We start from the raw sequence: 18,241 nt of genomic DNA on the forward strand, positions 1-18,241 counted from the left end.
TGTAACTTACTTGTGCAAAAATCCATAACATTTACTGTCAAAATCATTTAAAGGGTAAAACAATAAAGGAGCTTGTGGTATCTAAAAATTTAATTTGTCCTGCTAAATAATCTTTATCTTCAAGATTGCCTTTATAGATAGAATTGTGGCCACCATCCTTTTACAAAAATTACAAAAATTACAAAAAATCCCGAGGTGTGTGCAAATTGAAAAAAAAAATCTGTTGAATTGGCATTCACTTTTTTATAGTCAAGAACCGAACCCGGATTACCAAAAAATGAATCAACAACGCTAGGGTCATGATTCCAGTTAGTATTGGCAGTATTATGCCAGTATCTTATTCCAAGGGTGATTTCCAGGCAGAGGGTTGAAATAAATAATGATTTTAGGAAGAGGTGTGGGCTGAAGTATTTAGAACCAAAGCTCACAAATCTACGTAGTTAATAACCTTAATCTCATCACACATTCCTTGTAGTAATAGTGTATACCATTTTTTGCATGAAGCTTGATAAGTTGCCCTGTTAATCGAGTAGAGACCTCCACTTTGTTTTATAACATAAATCAGCCGAATCAAGTCGTTGTTGGGTGGCATCGATGTATTGCTCCCGTTGAGTATGGGCAAAAAAACAGGTGTTATTAAATGTTAGCTGTCCACTGCAATAGCCGGTTACTGCTTTTATAAGCATGGCTAAAAATGCTATTCCGAACGTTCCTATCCCTAATAAAATGTTGGCTACAATAGGTTTCCATATCTTTCGATGTGCCTGCATCTCTGCATCTTTGCTATGCAATTTAATTTTAAAATCCCTTTTAAACTCAGAAAAAATTTGCTCTTTTTTCTCATCGGAATCCGATGCCACAATATTATCATAAAATTCATTGATTGTTTGGTTTAACTCTTTGACGAGTTTAATGACTATCTCTCCTTTTTCGGTATCTTCCAGAGCAAGTTGTTTGCCATATTCCTTCAAAGGCTGAAGGAGGTTATGTAGGCTGGTATCTTCATCGATGATGTTCTTTATTAACATAATATCTGCATCAGGAAAAACAGTTATTCTTATCTCAAACAGCTTCGTAGAGTCTTGATTTGCACTCATACCTCTTAATGCAATAAGTCTATGAGACGGGGGTAATAACATAAAAAGTTTTGAAATTTTTCTTGTATGATACATTTCAAAAGCTCGTTGCAATATTTTTTGGTCATTTTCAACTTTTATTTGCATCATCTCGAGACGTTGTTCTTCAGGGCATGCCTCTAGCAGAATGACTAGTGATTCAGGATGCTTTAATAATGCTAGATTTACTATTTTTTGTGAGCTCACTATTTGTCTCAATTGTGGTGGTGACAAGAGACTAAGGACTACCTGTAGGGATTTTGGGTTCTTGATAAGGTTATCTAATACTGTTGGGCGATCGTTATTGTATTGCTTCAATAGGATGTCCATACGTTGTTTTTCTGAATAAAGTGCCAGAAGGCATTCTATAGACGTAGGATTACAAGTTGCTGCATGAAACACAGTTTGGTGCCGGTTATCTAATATTAGTAAGTCGGTTTTAACAGTTTCAATGTCTGGATAAAATGCTAAAACAGTTTTTAATGCCTTCTCGTTTTTTACGAAACGATGCAAAACAGTTTGTCCTGTTTCATCAGGAATTCTCATAATCTCAAGGAATTGCTGTTTTGAACAAAGAGTTAATAGAATTTCTAATAGTTCCAGATTATTTACTGCTCCATCAAATATCGTTTCCCCTGATTGATTAGTTTCCTTTAGGGATTTTATTTTTTCATCATCTGACCAGGAGGTTATGGTTTCATTGATTAGAACGAGGTCTTCTGTTTGCAGCAACCAATGGAAAAAAGGTTCTTGTAAGTTAAAGCGCAAATAGTGACTCGAGATAGCCTTAATGGTTGCCTGCCTTTGTGGTAGCGTGAAAAAACCAAGTCCGATAGCAATTGCCAGTTCTGCTAAATCATTTTGAGGATCGGGTAGAACAAGGCTTTGCCAAAGCCTATCATAAAATGAAGGTGGGAAATTAATAATTAGCGTTACCAGGTTCTCAGGCGTTAGAGTAATACCTTCAAGAGCTTGCTTAATCAATTGAAGGGGCAATGGCATTTTTAAGTCCTCTTTTTGGACATTAAGAACCGGACGAGAGGAAGGTTTAAACATATATTTTTTTTCTAGCCGGTTTAATTCCTCTTCACTCATTTTAGGAGATAAGTGTAATAATTTATTTTTGTCATTAACACGTAGGAAAGTTTGGAGGCAAAGAGCTGTCTCTTCCACACATTCGCCCTGTTTGATCTTGTTATTCAAAATGTAGTCTAATGTATGGTTAGCATCATATCTTAAAGCCTTTAATTCCTCTTGTATTTCTTGTGGCAATGCTTCAAGGTAGTTGAAAAATCGACTTACTGCTTCTGTCGCTTCTTTAGTGGCAATTTTACTGTCCGTAAATTTAGTACTTCCCAACCATAAACCTTGAATAAGTTGTTCAATGGCTTCTTTAGGTGTAATGCCTGCGCTGTTGAACAGAGAGAGATCAGCCTCCAAAGAGGCAAAATCTGTATTGTGGTCATAAAGCATTCTGCCCAAAGCCGGATTAAGTTGCTTGATTTTGCTCTGCAACTTGGAATGAGTTCGTAAAGGGAGGTTGGCTATATCTTGTAAATCCAGAATAACATTATCAACAATGACATAGCTGTTTAATTCTTTCAGGGTGGGGAAAACTGAAAATTTATGCAGGGAATTCTCTGTTTGTAATTGTGGCTCCCAACTCTTATGGTATTGTCTAAGTTCCTTTTTTGACATAGCACGCGGAAGTTCGTCAGGGATGGTCACTTGCAGATGAGTATTAACAGAGGGCAACAAAATACTTAACATTTCCTGCATTGTTTGGGGAGTAAAAAGAAGTTGAGCAATTTTCCAATATAATTCATTAGCGGGGCTTTCAGGTAAAATCTTGAATGAAAATGTTTCTTGGGTGTGTATCTCACGGAGGCTGCAGCGCACTTTAAATGCCTGCTCAAATGACTCTGGTGATTCAAGCATAGCATTTAATAATTTAATCTCCTTTTCTATTTCTATTTGGAGAGCAGCTTTTTTTAATCCGCTGTAGCTGTAAGGAAGGTCATTTTGAGCTATAGTTGCTGTAGCTTCTGTTAGATAACCTTGAATGGTTTCTCCTATAATTTCATTCATTATTGTTAGATTAACTCTTTTAAAAAAAGCCTTGATGATATCAAACCAAGTCGAAATATCCAAAAGGTAGTTGAATCCTTCTAGTGAGGGACTTAAAAGAAGGATTCAGGGCTTTTAAAATAGCACGTTAGAAATACGACTATGACGCAAACGAAACCCAATCATACTAACGAGGCAAGAACCTACTAAGGCACATGTAGGAATTAACATCAGGGAGTTATGATAAGAAGCTAGGGAGTAAAGGTGAAGTCCTTCATCATTTAAAGCCCCATTCCAGGAAACATCCATTATTCGACCTATAAGAGTATGAAAAAAAGACCCACCCAGCATATTAATGCAATTAAGAAATGCAATGGCTACACCTAATAGTTTAGCGTCGACTAAATCCGCTCCTGCCGCAAAAACAATGACTTGATAACAACACATCAAACCGAGCATAAAAAATAGGAATGCTAATCCATACCAATTATAAGTTGAAATTGAAAGTAGTAGCTTAAAAAGCAATGCCATACCTAACCCGCATAGAGCAATCACTGTATAATTACCCCAGTGCTTACTTAAAAAAGCCAGGCAAGGTCCTCCGAATAACATACCTACAAAAATAAATGAAATTAATTGCGCAGCGCTACTTTTATCCAGCGCGAACGCAGTGGCTAAATAAGAGACACCCCAAATATCAGCAAACCCTTCAAGAGAACCTACCATCAGAAGATTTGTTAGAGCTAGCAATAGTATTGTTGGGGAACTTAAAAGTGTCTTAAAGTAAGAAAATTTAAAGTGTTGTGCAGGTTCTGCGGTAGTTGCTTTTTCCTGAGGCGGTGAACGCAGAAAGCAATAACTCGCAAATCCTAATAGTATGGCTATCACTGCCAAAGTAAAGGCGATTTTTTGCCAGGGAAAGCTTGCGATTAGCAAGCTCACGGGTTTTCCGCCATAAATAGCCCCCAAAAGGCCGATAGAAAAGGAAAAACCAACCATTCTTGCGTATTTGGACTTAGGAAACCATTGAGAAATAACTTTTGATACTGAAAGAAAACCAACGGCAGAACCTGCTCCTACTAAAAATCGGCTCAAACAGGCAAGATACCAATTTGAAGTATAACTAAAGAGCAGTGTGGCCAGGCCGCAAATTAATGCAAAAAATAAAACTACATTGCGGACATTAAAGCGCTCAAGCATCACGGCCACAGGTATTTGCATGCCAGCATACCCGTAATAATAAAGGGCAGCGAGAACCCCAAAGTGACTGGCATCGATAGAAAATTGCGTCATAATCTGATGCATCATCAAACCGGGCCAAAGACGCAAAATAAATTGATAAGTAAAAAAGGAAAGCGGCAAAAACCACATAAAGGTAGGTAAAAAAGTCAAGTTTTTCTTAAACATATCAACCTCATTATTTAGGAGGGATGGGGACGTTATGGGCAAATTTTGGGCGTAAGTTATAATTCGGCTTTTCAGCCGATAATAATGTGAGCAATGATAGTGATGGTGTTGATGCGTTTAGACCACATTGGAGTATTGTTTAAAAAATATAGTGTTTATACAAAAAATCACTATATCAATATTTTATTGAAATAGCCAAGACCTATTAATAAAGTTTTCTGTACATGACAGGTTTTTTTGTAACTTACGGAGTAAAGGTTCTTGTTATTTGAAGCTTAGCTCTATTTGTCAAAGCGGGTCTCATAACATGGATACTCCTAATGTAATATGTAAATCAATCCAATGGTCTTTAAATTTTAACTGAGGACCTAACTGATATTTTTTCCTCACTTCAATAAGTGTAGGGGCGCTAACAGTAAGCACATAATAGCGTTTATGGCCAAGATCTCCTGAAACCACTTGTAACACTTTAAAGTGGTGCGTTTTCCCAAGCTCCTCTTGCATGTTTGCCGAGTTTTCTTCTGGATAGATAATGCTGATATGGGCTCCAGCAGATTTTTGTCCAAAGTAATCAGGCTTAATAATGACTGAAGAATAGTTTTTTAAAAAAGGATAGAGATCATGTATATAACTATCTGCTATGTCCAGATAGAGTAAGCCATCTTTGCTTTGCTTGATATCTCCCGATGTGGGTAAATTTAAAGCTGCATCTAGAAGATCAGGAATATCCAAGCGCTTTAATTTTAAGTAATTAGTAGTCATCTGTGCTGCAAAATTATAGAAAAGAATTGTCTTGCTTAAGGTTAGTCAATAGAATGCGCAAAGTCTTTAACAAACTCAACTATCTCCGGAATTAAATACGATGAATTGTTTTCAGCGGATAGGCAAATCCAGAGGGTGTTAAATACTTGACTATAGTATAATTAGAAAAAATCAATAATTGGAAAAAGATAATGAAAACATTATGGAGCAGTTTTTTATTAGCTTGTGCAACTTTCACACATGCCGACACTATGTCTTTAAATGTTAATCCGAGCCAAAATCAATTTGTAGTAACATTACCAGCTAATCCAACTACAGGATATCAATGGACTGTGGAAAAATATGACAAATCTTTTTTAAAACTTTTGTCTAGCAATTACACGGCATCAAAAACAAAATTAATAGGGGCTGGTGGTCAAATGCAGTTTACTTTTCAGTTAATAAAAGGGAAAACTTATCCTCAAAGTACCAGTATGCAATTCAAATATGCGAGACCATGGGAGCCCGAGACAGGAACTATGAAGCAGGTGACTGTAAATTTCAGCACGGATAAACCCAAGACTTCACAATAATTTTAAGAGCAATCAAAATTACTGCACCCGATAACTAAATCCAGGTGCAGTAATTATAATGAGTTAAGCAATTTCCACGTCTTCTGCTTGAGGACCTTTTTGTCCATGTCCTGCTTTGAATAACACAGCAGCACCTTCAGCTAAGGTTTTAAAACCGCTGCTTTGAATTGCACTGAAATGGACGAAATAATCCTTACCGTCGCTTTCAATAAAACCAAAGCCTTTTTTATCATTAAACCATTTTACTTTACCGCGAATTTTCTCTGACATAGTTACTCTTTTCCTATAATAAAAACCAGATTGTAGCATTCATTCTCAGATCTTTCTAAAGATTTTACAAGAGCAAATAGAATTAAAAATCATTTATAGTTGATAAAAAATTTACACTAATGCCAAGTATGTGTTTTTTTAGTGCGTAATTTATTCAAATAAGCTTATTATATTACCCTGTCCCTGTTTTTTGTAAATTACAAAACATCAATTAGGAAGAAAGAAAATTAAAAAATGGCATCATTTCTAATTAGCCAATAACTAATTTTTCTTTCAATATTTCTACAATTCTCTTGGCTGCACATTCTTCCGCTTCAGGGCAGTAACTGCGTGTCATTTTCAAATACAATTTGCCATCGGTTAATAGCTTACTGGTGACTTGAATGATATTGTTTGTTGAGGTCCCTACTAACCGTCCTATACCTTCTTTAATAAGTTGAGGTTTCTCATTACCAAGGATTAAAACTGGTTTATGTAATACCGGAGCTTCCTCCTGCATGGTGATAGAGTCTGTCAATAATAAGATTGCGCGCTGCATTAAATGCACAAACTCATCATATTTAACGGGAGGAAGAAGATATACTTGAGACTGATTGGAGAAAATATTTTTAAAATAGTGCTCTGACTCAGATGCCTCTGTTAAAGAAAATATGAAGTTTATATCATCAAATCGAGCGGCTAACTCCCTGACTGCGGTACAGATGTTTCTTAAATTCTTGCCCTTTTGTTGAGTGCTAATAATAATAAAGTTATAGAGGTGCCTGAATTCGTTTGTCTCGGGTCTGTTTTTTAGTATCCAATGTACAGCATCTGCTACAGTGCTTCCTGTGATGAATATTTTATCAGTATCAATTTGTTCCTTTATTAGATATTCTTTTTCCAGGAGGGAAGGAGCAAAATGCCAGTCCGATAAGGCTCTTGTCAAAACATGGTGTTTCTCTTGTAAAAAGGGTTCAAAAGCATTACTACGTAATCCTGCCTCCATATGGCCAAGAGGAATGTGGTGATAAAAACCGACTAAAGACGCTATAAATACAGAGGTGGTACCCCCCACTGTAAGTAATGCGTCAAAATATTGTCTTTTAAAAAAAGAATTGGACTTTAGAAAAACTCTGGCTGCAAAGTCATAAATCCTCTGTTGTTGGGTAACGGTATTTATCTGATAATCTAAGTGCAAATCAAATACAGACAACGCTTCATTAAGTGATTCTGCAGATTCCTCTGTTCCAACAATGCTGATTAATGACGTAGTTGCCCACGGTTTAGTGTTTAATTCAAAGATAACGGGTGCCATTTTAATAATTTCTGTCCGTGAGCCCACGATACACCCGATAGAATAAGTTTTTGATGGAGTCATCGCTAATTTTCCTTAAGCAGTGGGAGCACGATGACCACAGTACCTCCTGTTTTCTTTTGGGGGTCATATAATGTGACAAAATTCTCGTTCAGCCATTTCGCATCTTGTATAAACATACGAACACAGCCGTGGCTTGCGCGTTTGCCTGGAATATCATCGGAACCATGCAAAGCAAAGCCCTTGTGAAAAAACATGCAATATGGCATGCGGGCCCCACCACGGCCAGCGGGAAAAGCATTTGAAATACAATGTTTATCTTCCTTGCCAAAGATTTCAAAGATCCCTGTTAAAGTCAGGCAGGAATCATCACTGTCTGAACATTTGTTGCTGCCTGAAGAAATAGGGCCCCAATGAACTAAGTAACCATGTTGATCATAAGCTCCCCACGCCAATTTTTCCTGATCAACAATAATTTGTGTATTATCTGAAGGATTAATTTTTAAAGGGAATGGCGATAGATTAAATAACGTGGCTGTTGCCAGATTTTTAGGGACCGCCAGTACTTTTCCATTCCATAAGCGGTTATTGGTACGATTTAATCGTTGTACCAAGTCTCTTTGAACAGTATCGGGAAATAATTTTTCCCAGTTTTTCCCACGGGTTACTTTAATGCAAGTATAGTAGTCTTTATACTTACAAAGACTTGGCCCATAATAGTTGGCTTCATGAATCTCTGCTTTGGCTAACAAAAGCGTGGGTAAAAAGCAGAGTAATAAAATACAGCTTTTCATCGTATAATCTTCCCTCACAATCAAATAAAAGTCATGCATAAATTGTGCAAAAAATGATCATTGATGCGTGCGGTCAAATGTTTTCTGATATTTTTAAGAATGGATGCTGGAAATGACACATTTGGATATTCAATTTGATTAGTAAGTCTGTACCCTGCGGCTTATTAGAAGGATGCGAGTACAAAGGGAAAAAATTTATTACGCCCTTGTTTTATTAGAGATATTCAAGTGCTTAACAAGGGTTCCAAATTTGCCCAAATGTTGGATAGTATTCTGGCCTGGGCCTTATTGTTTGGATGCAAACCATCTTGCTGCATTAATTGCGAATTGCCTGCAACGCCTTCCAAAAACATGGGTATTAACCGTATTTGGTATTGGGTAGCCAATTCTTCATAAACAGTCGCAAATTTTTTGAGATAGGTAGGACCATAGTTAGGTGGTAGCTGTGTTGCTACCAGAAGTACCCTAGCATGGGCATTTTGACTTTCTCTAATGATTTTTTCGAGGTTTTCTTTCATTTTCGTGACCGATAATCCCCTTAAACCATCATTAGCGCCTAACTGTACAATCACGATGTCTGGTTGGTAACGTTGAAGCGCCTTTGGAAGTTTGGCCAGACCATTGCTCGTTGTATCTCCGCTTGTGCTAAGGTTTATTACTCGATAATCGTAATTATTTTCTTTTAACTTGGTATGAAGCAAATTGACCCATCCATCTTTGGCATTGATACCATAGGCAGCGCTTAAACTATCACCGAGAACAAGAATAGTTTTTGCTTGTACAGGTGTTATGATGAGAATGAGAAGTAGCGATAAAAGGATTTTATATTTCATGAATCACCTAGATGTTATCAGATTAAGCCATGTTAATTTTATGGTAAAAAGCGGGGTTTTTGATCTTCATATCCTGAAAGACATCAGTTTTGCAGTCAAGGGAGGCATAACAATTGCAATCACCGGTGCTTCAGGATCTGGAAAAACCTCACTTCTTAATATTATGGCAGGTTTGGAGTTACCGACCACTGGTAAAGTGTTTTATGGGAAGCAAGACATTACAACCTTAAGCGAGGATGAGCGTGCAAAACTTCGTGCCAGGCGGGTTGGTTTTATTTTTCAATCGTTTCAGTTACTTCCTAATTTAACTGCGTTGGAAAATGTCATGCTACCGCTGGAAATTAATCATTATGAGAAGCCCTTCGAATCGGCAAATGAATGGATAAATAAAGTGGGTTTAGAAGGCAGAACAAATCATTACCCACTTCAGTTGTCAGGTGGAGAACAGCAACGCGTTGCCATAGCAAGAGCCTTTGCTATTAAACCTGAAATTTTGTTTGCTGATGAGCCTACAGGAAATTTAGATAAAAAAACGGGGCAAACTGTAATAAATTTATTATTCACTTTAAATGAACAACACAAAACAACATTAGTGATTGTCACGCATGATGAGACACTGGCTGCCCGCTGCCAATTTCAATGGCGATTAGATGGCGGGAAACTCTTATGCTAAAGCTACCTTTAATGGTTAGGTCGCTTGTCCGTGATTGGCGAAGTGGTGAATTAACGCTGTTATTTCTTGCATTACTTACAGCAATGACCTGTATGAGTGCTTTAAGTATTTTTGCAGGACGAGTCAATGAACAATTAACAAGACAGGCTTCCCAGTTGCTAGGGGCGGATGTGGTAATCAGAAGCAGCTTTTCCATTAATGACGCCTGGATTAGAAAAGCACAAAGTCTAGGATTAAAACAATCATTATCGTTATCGTTTTTAAGTATGGTGGAGCATAATGACAATCTACAGCTTGCGCAAATTAAAGCGGTAAAAAATCCTTTTCCTTTATTAGGCGAATTGCGGGTTGCAGCACAGATAAATAAACCGGGTATTCGCTTGTCTTCAGCTCCAAAACCAGGAACGGTATGGCTGGCGCATAGGTTTTTTCCTCTTTTAAAACTTAAGGTCGGTCAGCAATTAATGATTGGTGCCGCTCCCTTGACAGTAGCTGGTGTATTAATTGAAGAACCCGGCCAAACAGGAGATTGGTTTAACATTTCCCCTCGCATCTTAATGAACTGGCAGGATGTACCCAGAACGCAAGTCGTGCAAATAGGTAGCAATGTAACTTATCGTTGGTTATTAACAGGCCCCAGAGATAAGTTAATGATCTTAAAGGCGTTTATATTGCCACAGTTAACTGAACAGCAAGAATTAACAGACAGCACCACTTCAAATCCTTCAATTCACCAAATTATTCAACGAACTTTAAATTATCTTAATTTAGGTACACTAATGAGTTTGGTCTTGGCTGGGGTCGCCATCAGTATGGCTAGTTTGCGATACAGTATGAGACACATGCAACAAGTGGCTGTTCTTCGGTGTTTTGGAGCATCCCAGTATCAAATTTTACAAATGTATTTAGGAAGTATTCTACTTTTAGGCATATTGGCTTGTCTAGTCGGTATAGGTCTTGGTTATGCGGTTCAACCATTGTTAACGCAATGGTTGCATGGATTGTTACCCCAGTTTGATAGCTCTCTACCATTAAAGCCAGCATTTTTTAGTCTGGCAATTGGTTTAATCGTGTTGTTGGTTTTTTCTTCGATCAATATTTTAAAGTTGCGTCATATTACCGCCGCTAACATTTTCCGAAGAGAGCGATTATCCGCCACTGCAGCGACCTGGCTAGGTTATAGTCTGGCTTTTTTGCTTCTGGGTGTGCTTGCCTATTTTTATACAAATTCCTGGCGTCTTAGTGTAGTTGTTTTATTAGGGTGTCTCTTTTTTATTGGGTTTGTCATCAGCTCCTTATGGTTGATTTTTAATAGTCTTTCAAAAGCTAAACATTATATTCATATTAACTGGCGTTTTGGTTTTGCCAACATTGCACGTAATTTTGCCAATAGTGCCTTGCAAGTGATTGGTATCGGCTTGGCATTAACCGCCATGCTAAGTTTATTTATTTTAAGGAATGATCTCTTGAAGAGCTGGCAGCAACAGAGAATGGAAAGCAGTGCTAATTATTTCATCATTAATATTGAACCTGTTCAAGTCAGGGATATTGCCAAATTTTTGACGGCTAATGCAATCAGAGTGTCTAATTTTTATCCAATGGTGAAAGGGCGTCTCATCGCGATTAATAATGAATCAGTACAAAAAATATTTGGCGAAAAAGTGGAGCAAATTAATGTTCTTCGCAGGGAGCTTAATCTCTCCTGGACCCCTATTATTCCTGCAGGAAATGAGATTAGCGAGGGAGTATGGATTCCACAAAATCATGCCGATTGGGTGTCAGTTGAGAAAGGAATGATGGAAAAGCTTAAACTAAAACTGGGGGATAAAATCAGTTTCAGAGTAGGCGAGAAAATTATTACTGCCACAATAACCAGTGTTCGCTCCGTTAACTGGGCCACTTTTAGTCCTAATTTTTTTACACTTTTTAGACCAGGCCTTTTAAACGAGTTACCACAAACCTACATTGCCAGTATGCATTTGCTACCCTCACAGCAAATGCTGCTAAATAGCCTTGTTGCTCAGTTTCCCAATGTTACTGTTATCGATATCGCCACTTTTCTTGAAAAGATACAGTCCATTTTTGCCAATACTGCAAAGGCGATTAATTTTATGAGCTTTTTTGGTTTGCTGGTTGGCCTCATTATTGTCGTACTGGCAATGCTGTCATTCGCTGGGGTAAAACAGCAAGAAACACATATTCTTAAAATTTTAGGTATGGGGAAAAGTCAATTAGTATGGATTCAGAGCAGTGAGTCATTACTTATTGGTTTTTATGCAGGCTTAATGGCAGTTCTTACAGCAAGCCTTATTAATAATTACCTGGCCAAAGTAGTATTGGAGCTTGGTTTTACTTTTCCCTGGAAATTAATACTTATTGTGCCTGTAGCAACTGCGTTGTTTACAATGTTAATAAACAGTTTGGTTTTAAGAAGTCAATATCAGAAAAAGGGATTAACTCGGGCAAACAGTTTAGGGTTTTAATGCTTGGGCATATGAAATTTTTTTGTTAAATAGTTATCGCTTGCAGGCAGAGCTATTTTTTCAGTTATAATAGGGACGATTTTATTAAAAAGGATCCTATTGTGCGTACATTCATTTTATCGTTGCTGATTGGTCTTCTTTCTTTTGGTTTAGTGGTTAATGAAGCTGCTGCCAAACGTTTTGGAGGTGGTCGTAGTTTTGGGGTACAACGCTCCCATCAGAGTCTTTTTGCTTCCAAACCTAAACCTACCTCAATGAATCAACAGACTAACAGAAGTAGATGGGGCGGTGTTTTAGGTGGTCTCTTGGCTGGTGGTCTTTTAGCCAGCCTTTTTATGGGGAACGGATTAGGAAGCGGATTGTTGTCCTGGCTAATTGTGGGTGCTTTATTATTGTTTATTGTTAATTTTTTGCGCCGTCGCATGCAACCTGGATTCCAAACCTCTAACGCATCCAGACAACCTTTTAATTGGCAAACTAATGCCCAAGCCAATACCATGAATTACCAAGCCTCAGACTCTTATCAAAGAAATTCTGCCAACTTTAACGAGGAAGAATTTTTACGGGATGCGAAAGTAAAATTTATCCGCTTGCAGACTGCCTATGATCAAAAAAATTTGCAGGATTTGCAGGATTTTACAGCGCCAGAAGTATTTGCTGAAATTAAAATGCAGCTGGATGAACGAGGTAATGAGCCTAATAAAACAGAAGTGGTTAATCTTAGCGCACAATTACTGGATGTCTCTGAGCAGGGCGATTCAACAATTGCCAGTGTGCGGTTTACAGGTTCGATTAAAGAAAACGATGACTCAGTAAGTGATTTGGATGAAATTTGGCATTTTCGTAAATTTTATGGTACGAGTACCTGGGTTGTTGGTGGGCTTCAGCAAGAAGTTTCTCAACCATTATAAATTAGCATAAAGGAAAGCAGGTTGAGTTTACCAACCTGCTTTTTATTGACATCATTCAGTTTTTCTAAATGGTAGATACCGCGGCTCCCAAAACATATCCTTAATGACCTGTTCCAAATCGGCGCCTTGATTAATTTGTGCCAGGTTTTCGTTAATTGCTGTACGCGCTACGGCAATAGCAATCTGTTTGGCAACTATTTGAGCATCATCCAGTGAGGGTAGTAAAGGCAAAAAGCTTTCTTTTTTGCTTGGTGCATACTCACTTAATGTGGACGCGGCAGCCCAAATCATCCCTTTAGATAATCTGGTTGCTTTCACTGCCAGAACACCTAATCCGATACCAGGAAACACCAGGGCATTATTGCATTGAGCAATTTGCAACAAGCGATTCTGGTATTCAACTGCAGGAAAGGCTGTTCCTGTAGCTATCAGGGCTTTTCCTTGACTCCAGATCATAATATCAGCAGGATGTGCTTCGCATTTTTCATCGGGATTGGAGAGAGGAAAAATAATAGGTCGTTCACAGGTGGCACTCATTGTTTCAATAATATCCTGTGAGAAGGCTCCAGGTTGTGCTGAACAACCAATTAAAATGGTTGGCTTAATTTGTCGGATAGTATCGGTTAAAGAGGGATAGGGTCTACCCAAATGTTCCCAATTGGCAAGCTCAGCCGTTTTGCGCGCATAAGGTTTTTGTGCTTCGGTTAATTCAAGATCAGAGTCCACGAGCAAACCTTGCCTGTCAACTAACCAGAAGCGATCATAGGCTTCTTCGCTACTTAATCCACGACGAATCATAGCATCCACAATTTGATCACTAATTCCTGTGCCGGCAGAGCCTGCACCGAAAACAAGAATACGATGCTCTTCAAGCCTCACGCCTGTTACATCACATGCTGCGAGCAAGGCTGAAAGGGTCACAGCGCCTGTTCCCTGGATATCATCATTGAAGGTGCATAATTTATCCTGGAACTTCTCAAGAATTCGTCTGGCATTGTTGCGCCCAAAATCTTCCCAGTGAAGAAAAGCATTGGGAAAATGTTTATGAATGGCATTCACGAAGGTAAGGATAAAATCATCATATTCTTCCGTATTAATACGCGGGTGTTGGCAGCCCAGATAAATTGGGTCATTTAGTAAATCCTGGTTATTAGTGCCAACGTCCAAAAATACTGGAAGTGTTCTTATTGGATCAATGCCGCCACATAATGAATAAACCATCAGTTTTGCGACAGGAATATCCATACCACCTATACCTTGATCGCCAATTCCAAGAACGCCTTCACCATCAGTGACAACGATTAAATCAATTTCAGGGTTCGTACGATTATTAATGATCTCTTCGATTTGATTCTTGTCTAAATGGGTGATGTAAAGTCCACGGGGTTGACGGTACTCATGGCTATAGCGCTTGACTGCTGTTCCTACAATAGGGGTATAGATAGTGGGTAACATCTCTCCCAAGTGCTTACTGATCAATTTATAAAAAAGTACCTGATTTTTATCATGCAGATTATTTAGATAAATATTCTGTTGTAGCCTGGAGCTATAACTTGAATATTGAAGATAGGCGCGTTTAACTTGCTCATCCAATGTTTCAACACGATGTGGTAATTTTCCCAGTAATCCAAATGCTCGACGTTCTTCCTGGGTAAAAGCAGTGCTCTTGTTTAATTGGGGTATGGTTAAGAGGGGTTTGCCGCAAATTGAGGTTTCCATAATGAGTTCCCCGGTTTCCTCATCACGGATTACTTTAAAATCTAGCATGGTTTTATCTTACAAAAGTAGGTGCGCTAACAATAACGAATCACTCTTATTTATTCAATGCGGCAGAGAACAAAAAAGCGTAAGTTTTTATGCGACGTACGCCTGTCCATACTAATACAAATTATTCTTTTGATTTAATTTCAACATTAGCGTTCATTGCGTACAAATGGTAACATCGAGGCCTTCTAACTAAATTGAGAGATTGCTTATGGGGAAGGCTTTTTTACTCCTGATTGGCGCATCCTTATTTTTGACCGCATGTACAGTTCAAGATGAAAGTTATTATCGTAGAAACCCACAAGTGTTGCAGCAGGCAATAAAAGATTGTCCTAATAAAAAGCCGCAACAAATGACTTGTGAACAATTAACCGTGCTTGCAAAAAGTATTAATCAATTAGCGTACCAGCTTCAAATGAATCCCCAGGGTTTTGGTAAAATAATATTGGCATTGCAGGAAACACTTGCAAAACAACAAGCTGAATTAAAAAATAATCCCAATCAACCTGGCCTTAGAGCTTCAATTGAAAAGACTAAAAGGGAGTTGGAAGAACGTTTGGCAATCGTACGATGGTTAGAATCTCCTGAGAGTTAGCAATGCGAATTTTAGTAAGTAATGATGACGGTGTTAATTCTCCGGGAATACGTGCTTTAGCCAATGAAATGTCGCTTATTGGGGAAACCATTGTTATTGCTCCTGATAGGAATCGAAGTGGGGCCAGTAACTCATTAACCTTAAGCAGACCTTTGCGCGTCAGGCAAATGGATAATGGCTATTACAGTGTTGAAGGAACACCCACGGATTGTGTTCATCTTGCTGTAACAGGATTTTTAAAGCCTGCAGTAGACATTGTTGTTTCCGGGATTAACGATGGTGCTAACCTGGGGGATGATATCCTGTATTCTGGGACGGTCGCTGCTGCAATAGAAGGTCGTTTTCTTGGTCTACCCGCCATTGCTTTCTCCATGGTCGGTGACAATATCCAAAATTATGATGCGGCTGCCGTTATCGCCCGTAAAATAGTATTAAAACTCACCGCAAATATGCTACCTTCCCAAACTATTCTTAATGTGAATATTCCTGACTTACCCTTAGATAAGATAAAGGGTCTCGAAGTGACCCGTTTGGGAACACGTCACGGTGCTGAACCAGTGATTAAAGAATATGATCCACGTGGCCGGCCAATTTATTGGATAGGGCCTCCTGGTATGGAGGCAGATGCGGGTCCTGGAACAGATTTTTATGCAATTAGTCAACACTATGTGTCAATTACACCCTTACAGCTTGATTTAACTCATTATAAGGTCTTTGACCAGCTTTCTGCGTGGGTTGAAAAAGTTAATCTGGAACTGTAAGCATCCTGTAGGCTTATAAATGATTTATGCATGGAACTAGGGAGTTCAATGTATGGTAAGTAGTGATTTCGGGAAATCAAAAATGTACCGACTATGCGTATTGTTGTTTTTTTTGCTATTGAGTGGGTGTGAGTCCAGAACTACCCTAGCACCTGTTGAAGAGTTAAAATGGCATCCTCGTAACCAATCGGCAGTCCATGTAGTGCGGCGTGGCGATACACTGTATTCTATCGCTTTTCGTTATGATACAGATTTTAGGGCGCTTGCAGCTTTTAACCGATTAAGAAGCCCTTACACATTAAGAGTGGGACAAGTTGTACGCATCGGCTCAGCCCCCAATCCTCAACACACTGTTTATCGTCGACAACATACTGCAAGAAAGCCCTTGTACGCGGCAAAAAGAACTACACTTAAAAAAACGAAATCAAAAATTACCCCTAAGACCAGATGGGCACCCTCAATAGCGAATCCAAATTGGGTTTGGCCTGTGAATGGTCGCGTAGCTACCAGGTTTATACCACAGCAAGGTAAAAAAGGCATAGATATTGCTGGAAGAAAAGGTGAGAAAATCAGAGCCGCCTCAAGTGGTGTTGTGGCTTACGCAGGAAATGGTCTATCGGGTTACGGAAATTTGATTATCGTTAAGCATAATAATCAGTTTCTTACAGCATACGGTAATAACCTGCGTAATTTAGTAAAAGAAGGACAAAAAGTTAAAGCTGGACAAATTATTGCCGAAATGGGAGTTATTGATAGACGATTTTGGGGTGTGCATTTCGAAATCAGAAGGGCAGGAAGGCCAGTAAACCCTCTGAATTATTTAGGAAGAGGTTAAGAACCTCACTGATGTTGCGGGATAGACCAACAAGGGTGTTTTTTTCTATAACGGATAAACACATAGGTGATATGATGCAACCAGATGATGAAACAATAAAAGCTGATCAAATCCCAGAAGAGGATTGGGAGGCGTCTCCGAATGATGAGACTCTATTAAATGAAGAGGAACTTGCTCAAGTAGAGGGCGATGATGACCTTACGCCTGATTTTACCGACGAAGAAGCATTCCCCAGTTTTCAGCGTGGTAGGCAAGCAGCAAAATTAATGGATGCTACTCAAATTTATTTAAGTGAAATCGGATTTTCACCATTATTGTCAGCTGAAGAAGAAGTCTATTATGCCAAACGAGCGCTTAAAGGCGACGCGGCTTCACGTAAAAAAATGATTGAATCAAATCTACGGTTGGTGGTGAAAATTGCCCGTCGCTACCTCAATCGTGGATTGCCGTTACTCGATCTTATTGAAGAAGGCAACTTGGGGCTAATGAAGTCCGTGGAAAAGTTTGATCCTGACAGAGGTTTTCGCTTCTCTACTTATGCGACCTGGTGGATTAGGCAAACGATAGAGCGTGCAATTATGAATCAGACAAGAACCATTCGTTTACCTATCCATGTGGTCAAAGAACTTAATGTTTACCTAAGAGCTGCGCGCCAGCTTACACAGAAGCTCGATCATGAGCCATCAGCAGAAGAAATTGCAGAAATGGTGGATAAACCGATTGAAGATGTTGAAAAACTATTGGGATTGAATGACAAGGTGGCTTCTGTAGATACTCCGATAGGTTATGACGAAAATAAATCCCTGTTGGATACGATTGCTGATGAAAACAGTATGAACCCGGCAGAATTACTGACCGATGAAAATTTACGTACCCATATCGAATCCCTCTTGGATAAATTAACGGAAAACCAACAACAAGTAATTGCACGACGCTTTGGATTGCGAGGATTTGAAAAAGCCACTCTTGAAGACGTTGGTAAAGAAATCAATCTGACACGTGAGAGAGTAAGGCAAATTCAAGTAGAAGCTTTAAAGACCCTTCGTGGATTACTTGAGCGTGTAGGGTTAACCCAGGAAGATTTATTTTAAGTAAGTCCGGATTG

Annotated in this window: 16 protein-coding genes; 8 read left to right on the forward strand and 8 right to left on the reverse strand. The window is 38.8% G+C overall.

Translation table 11 applies throughout. From position 1 onward, the window contains the following. Nucleotides 1-521: 521 nt before the first annotated feature. From Ljam_RS02650 to Ljam_RS02660, 3 genes are all read right to left on the reverse strand, one after another. Complete coding sequence (locus tag Ljam_RS02650) at nucleotides 522-3,203, reverse strand: PDDEXK family nuclease (protein ID WP_058448584.1); 2,682 nt, start codon at nucleotides 3,201-3,203, stop codon at nucleotides 522-524. Nucleotides 3,204-3,317: 114 nt separating this feature from the next. Continuing rightward, on the reverse strand, nucleotides 3,318-4,589 hold the full coding sequence (locus Ljam_RS02655) for an MFS transporter (RefSeq protein ID WP_058448585.1): 1,272 nt from the start codon (nucleotides 4,587-4,589) through the stop codon (nucleotides 3,318-3,320). Nucleotides 4,590-4,889: 300 nt separating this feature from the next. Continuing rightward, nucleotides 4,890-5,351, reverse strand: coding sequence for a hypothetical protein (locus Ljam_RS02660; RefSeq protein WP_058448586.1), 462 nt, complete (start codon nucleotides 5,349-5,351; stop codon nucleotides 4,890-4,892). A 191-nt stretch (nucleotides 5,352-5,542) separates the two neighbouring features. Between Ljam_RS02660 and Ljam_RS02665 the strand changes: the two genes are divergently transcribed. Continuing rightward, nucleotides 5,543-5,923 (forward strand): protease inhibitor I42 family protein, encoded by a 381-nt coding sequence (locus Ljam_RS02665; protein WP_058448587.1) that lies wholly within the window; start codon nucleotides 5,543-5,545, stop codon nucleotides 5,921-5,923. Nucleotides 5,924-5,986: 63 nt separating this feature from the next. On the opposite strand, the gene Ljam_RS02670 is transcribed toward Ljam_RS02665, so the two are convergent. The 4 genes from Ljam_RS02670 to Ljam_RS02685 all read right to left on the reverse strand — a co-directional run bounded on the left by Ljam_RS02670 (nucleotide 5,987) and on the right by Ljam_RS02685 (nucleotide 9,114). Further along, nucleotides 5,987-6,193 carry a cold-shock protein gene (locus Ljam_RS02670; RefSeq protein WP_058448588.1) on the reverse strand — a complete coding sequence of 69 codons (207 nt, stop codon included), beginning with the start codon at nucleotides 6,191-6,193 and terminating at the stop codon, nucleotides 5,987-5,989. A 250-nt stretch (nucleotides 6,194-6,443) separates the two neighbouring features. Then, a complete protein-coding gene (wecB, locus tag Ljam_RS02675) occupies nucleotides 6,444-7,550 on the reverse strand; it encodes a non-hydrolyzing UDP-N-acetylglucosamine 2-epimerase (protein ID WP_058448589.1) in 1,107 nt (368 codons plus the stop codon). A 2-nt stretch (nucleotides 7,551-7,552) separates the two neighbouring features. Continuing rightward, a complete protein-coding gene (locus Ljam_RS02680) occupies nucleotides 7,553-8,281 on the reverse strand; it encodes a L,D-transpeptidase (RefSeq protein ID WP_058448590.1) in 729 nt (242 codons plus the stop codon). Between the two features lie 224 nt (nucleotides 8,282-8,505). Beyond that, nucleotides 8,506-9,114 carry an arylesterase gene (locus Ljam_RS02685; RefSeq protein ID WP_058448591.1) on the reverse strand — a complete coding sequence of 203 codons (609 nt, stop codon included), beginning with the start codon at nucleotides 9,112-9,114 and terminating at the stop codon, nucleotides 8,506-8,508. Here Ljam_RS02685 and Ljam_RS02690 point away from each other — a divergent pair. The 3 genes from Ljam_RS02690 (at nucleotide 9,113) to Ljam_RS02700 (ending at nucleotide 13,181) form a co-directional block, all read left to right on the forward strand. Beyond that, nucleotides 9,113-9,787 (forward strand): ABC transporter ATP-binding protein, encoded by a 675-nt coding sequence (locus tag Ljam_RS02690; RefSeq protein ID WP_058448592.1) that lies wholly within the window; start codon nucleotides 9,113-9,115, stop codon nucleotides 9,785-9,787. The genes Ljam_RS02685 and Ljam_RS02690 overlap by 2 nt on opposite strands. Continuing rightward, a complete protein-coding gene (locus tag Ljam_RS02695; RefSeq protein WP_058448593.1) occupies nucleotides 9,781-12,270 on the forward strand; it encodes an ABC transporter permease in 2,490 nt (829 codons plus the stop codon). Before Ljam_RS02690 ends, Ljam_RS02695 begins: the two co-directional genes overlap by 7 nt. Nucleotides 12,271-12,371: 101 nt before the next feature. Next, a complete protein-coding gene (locus Ljam_RS02700; RefSeq protein ID WP_058448594.1) occupies nucleotides 12,372-13,181 on the forward strand; it encodes a Tim44 domain-containing protein in 810 nt (269 codons plus the stop codon). A 51-nt stretch (nucleotides 13,182-13,232) separates the two neighbouring features. On the opposite strand, the gene Ljam_RS02705 is transcribed toward Ljam_RS02700, so the two are convergent. After that, on the reverse strand, nucleotides 13,233-14,948 hold the full coding sequence (locus tag Ljam_RS02705; protein ID WP_058448595.1) for an NAD-dependent malic enzyme: 1,716 nt from the start codon (nucleotides 14,946-14,948) through the stop codon (nucleotides 13,233-13,235). Nucleotides 14,949-15,156: 208 nt separating this feature from the next. Here Ljam_RS02705 and Ljam_RS02710 point away from each other — a divergent pair, with 208 nt between their 5' ends. The 4 genes from Ljam_RS02710 (at nucleotide 15,157) to rpoS (ending at nucleotide 18,227) form a co-directional block, all read left to right on the forward strand. Beyond that, nucleotides 15,157-15,540, forward strand: coding sequence for a hypothetical protein (locus tag Ljam_RS02710; protein WP_058448596.1), 384 nt, complete (start codon nucleotides 15,157-15,159; stop codon nucleotides 15,538-15,540). 2 nt (nucleotides 15,541-15,542) lie between these two features. Continuing rightward, nucleotides 15,543-16,301 carry a 5'/3'-nucleotidase SurE gene (gene surE, locus Ljam_RS02715; protein ID WP_058448597.1) on the forward strand — a complete coding sequence of 253 codons (759 nt, stop codon included), beginning with the start codon at nucleotides 15,543-15,545 and terminating at the stop codon, nucleotides 16,299-16,301. 52 nt (nucleotides 16,302-16,353) lie between these two features. Next, nucleotides 16,354-17,136: a peptidoglycan DD-metalloendopeptidase family protein gene (locus Ljam_RS02720; RefSeq protein ID WP_058448598.1), complete on the forward strand. Its 783-nt coding sequence runs from the start codon at nucleotides 16,354-16,356 to the stop codon at nucleotides 17,134-17,136. 74 nt (nucleotides 17,137-17,210) lie between these two features. Then, nucleotides 17,211-18,227, forward strand: coding sequence for an RNA polymerase sigma factor RpoS (gene rpoS, locus Ljam_RS02725; RefSeq protein WP_058448599.1), 1,017 nt, complete (start codon nucleotides 17,211-17,213; stop codon nucleotides 18,225-18,227). Nucleotides 18,228-18,241 lie beyond the last annotated feature (14 nt).

It is taken from the genome of Legionella jamestowniensis (assembly GCF_001467745.1).
Taxonomy (GTDB): Bacteria; Pseudomonadota; Gammaproteobacteria; order Legionellales; family Legionellaceae; genus Tatlockia; species Tatlockia jamestowniensis.

What these genes read in the sequence shown, in the direction of transcription:
- Ljam_RS02695 (WP_058448593.1), top strand. Translation starts at nt 9,781, where the DNA reads ATGCTAAAGCTACCTTTAATGGTTAGGTCGCTTGTCCGTGATTGGCGA.
- Ljam_RS02660 (WP_058448586.1), bottom strand. Translation starts at nt 5,351, where the DNA reads ATGACTACTAATTACTTAAAATTAAAGCGCTTGGATATTCCTGATCTT.
- rpoS (WP_058448599.1), top strand. Translation starts at nt 17,211, where the DNA reads ATGCAACCAGATGATGAAACAATAAAAGCTGATCAAATCCCAGAAGAG.
- Ljam_RS02705 (WP_058448595.1), bottom strand. Translation starts at nt 14,948, where the DNA reads ATGCTAGATTTTAAAGTAATCCGTGATGAGGAAACCGGGGAACTCATT.
- Ljam_RS02710 (WP_058448596.1), top strand. Translation starts at nt 15,157, where the DNA reads ATGGGGAAGGCTTTTTTACTCCTGATTGGCGCATCCTTATTTTTGACC.
- Ljam_RS02720 (WP_058448598.1), top strand. Translation starts at nt 16,354, where the DNA reads ATGGTAAGTAGTGATTTCGGGAAATCAAAAATGTACCGACTATGCGTA.
- Ljam_RS02655 (WP_058448585.1), bottom strand. Translation starts at nt 4,589, where the DNA reads ATGTTTAAGAAAAACTTGACTTTTTTACCTACCTTTATGTGGTTTTTG.
- Ljam_RS02680 (WP_058448590.1), bottom strand. Translation starts at nt 8,281, where the DNA reads ATGAAAAGCTGTATTTTATTACTCTGCTTTTTACCCACGCTTTTGTTA.
- Ljam_RS02685 (WP_058448591.1), bottom strand. Translation starts at nt 9,114, where the DNA reads ATGAAATATAAAATCCTTTTATCGCTACTTCTCATTCTCATCATAACA.
- Ljam_RS02650 (WP_058448584.1), bottom strand. Translation starts at nt 3,203, where the DNA reads ATGAATGAAATTATAGGAGAAACCATTCAAGGTTATCTAACAGAAGCT.
- wecB (WP_058448589.1), bottom strand. Translation starts at nt 7,550, where the DNA reads ATGACTCCATCAAAAACTTATTCTATCGGGTGTATCGTGGGCTCACGG.
- surE (WP_058448597.1), top strand. Translation starts at nt 15,543, where the DNA reads ATGCGAATTTTAGTAAGTAATGATGACGGTGTTAATTCTCCGGGAATA.
- Ljam_RS02670 (WP_058448588.1), bottom strand. Translation starts at nt 6,193, where the DNA reads ATGTCAGAGAAAATTCGCGGTAAAGTAAAATGGTTTAATGATAAAAAA.
- Ljam_RS02690 (WP_058448592.1), top strand. Translation starts at nt 9,113, where the DNA reads ATGAATCACCTAGATGTTATCAGATTAAGCCATGTTAATTTTATGGTA.
- Ljam_RS02665 (WP_058448587.1), top strand. Translation starts at nt 5,543, where the DNA reads ATGAAAACATTATGGAGCAGTTTTTTATTAGCTTGTGCAACTTTCACA.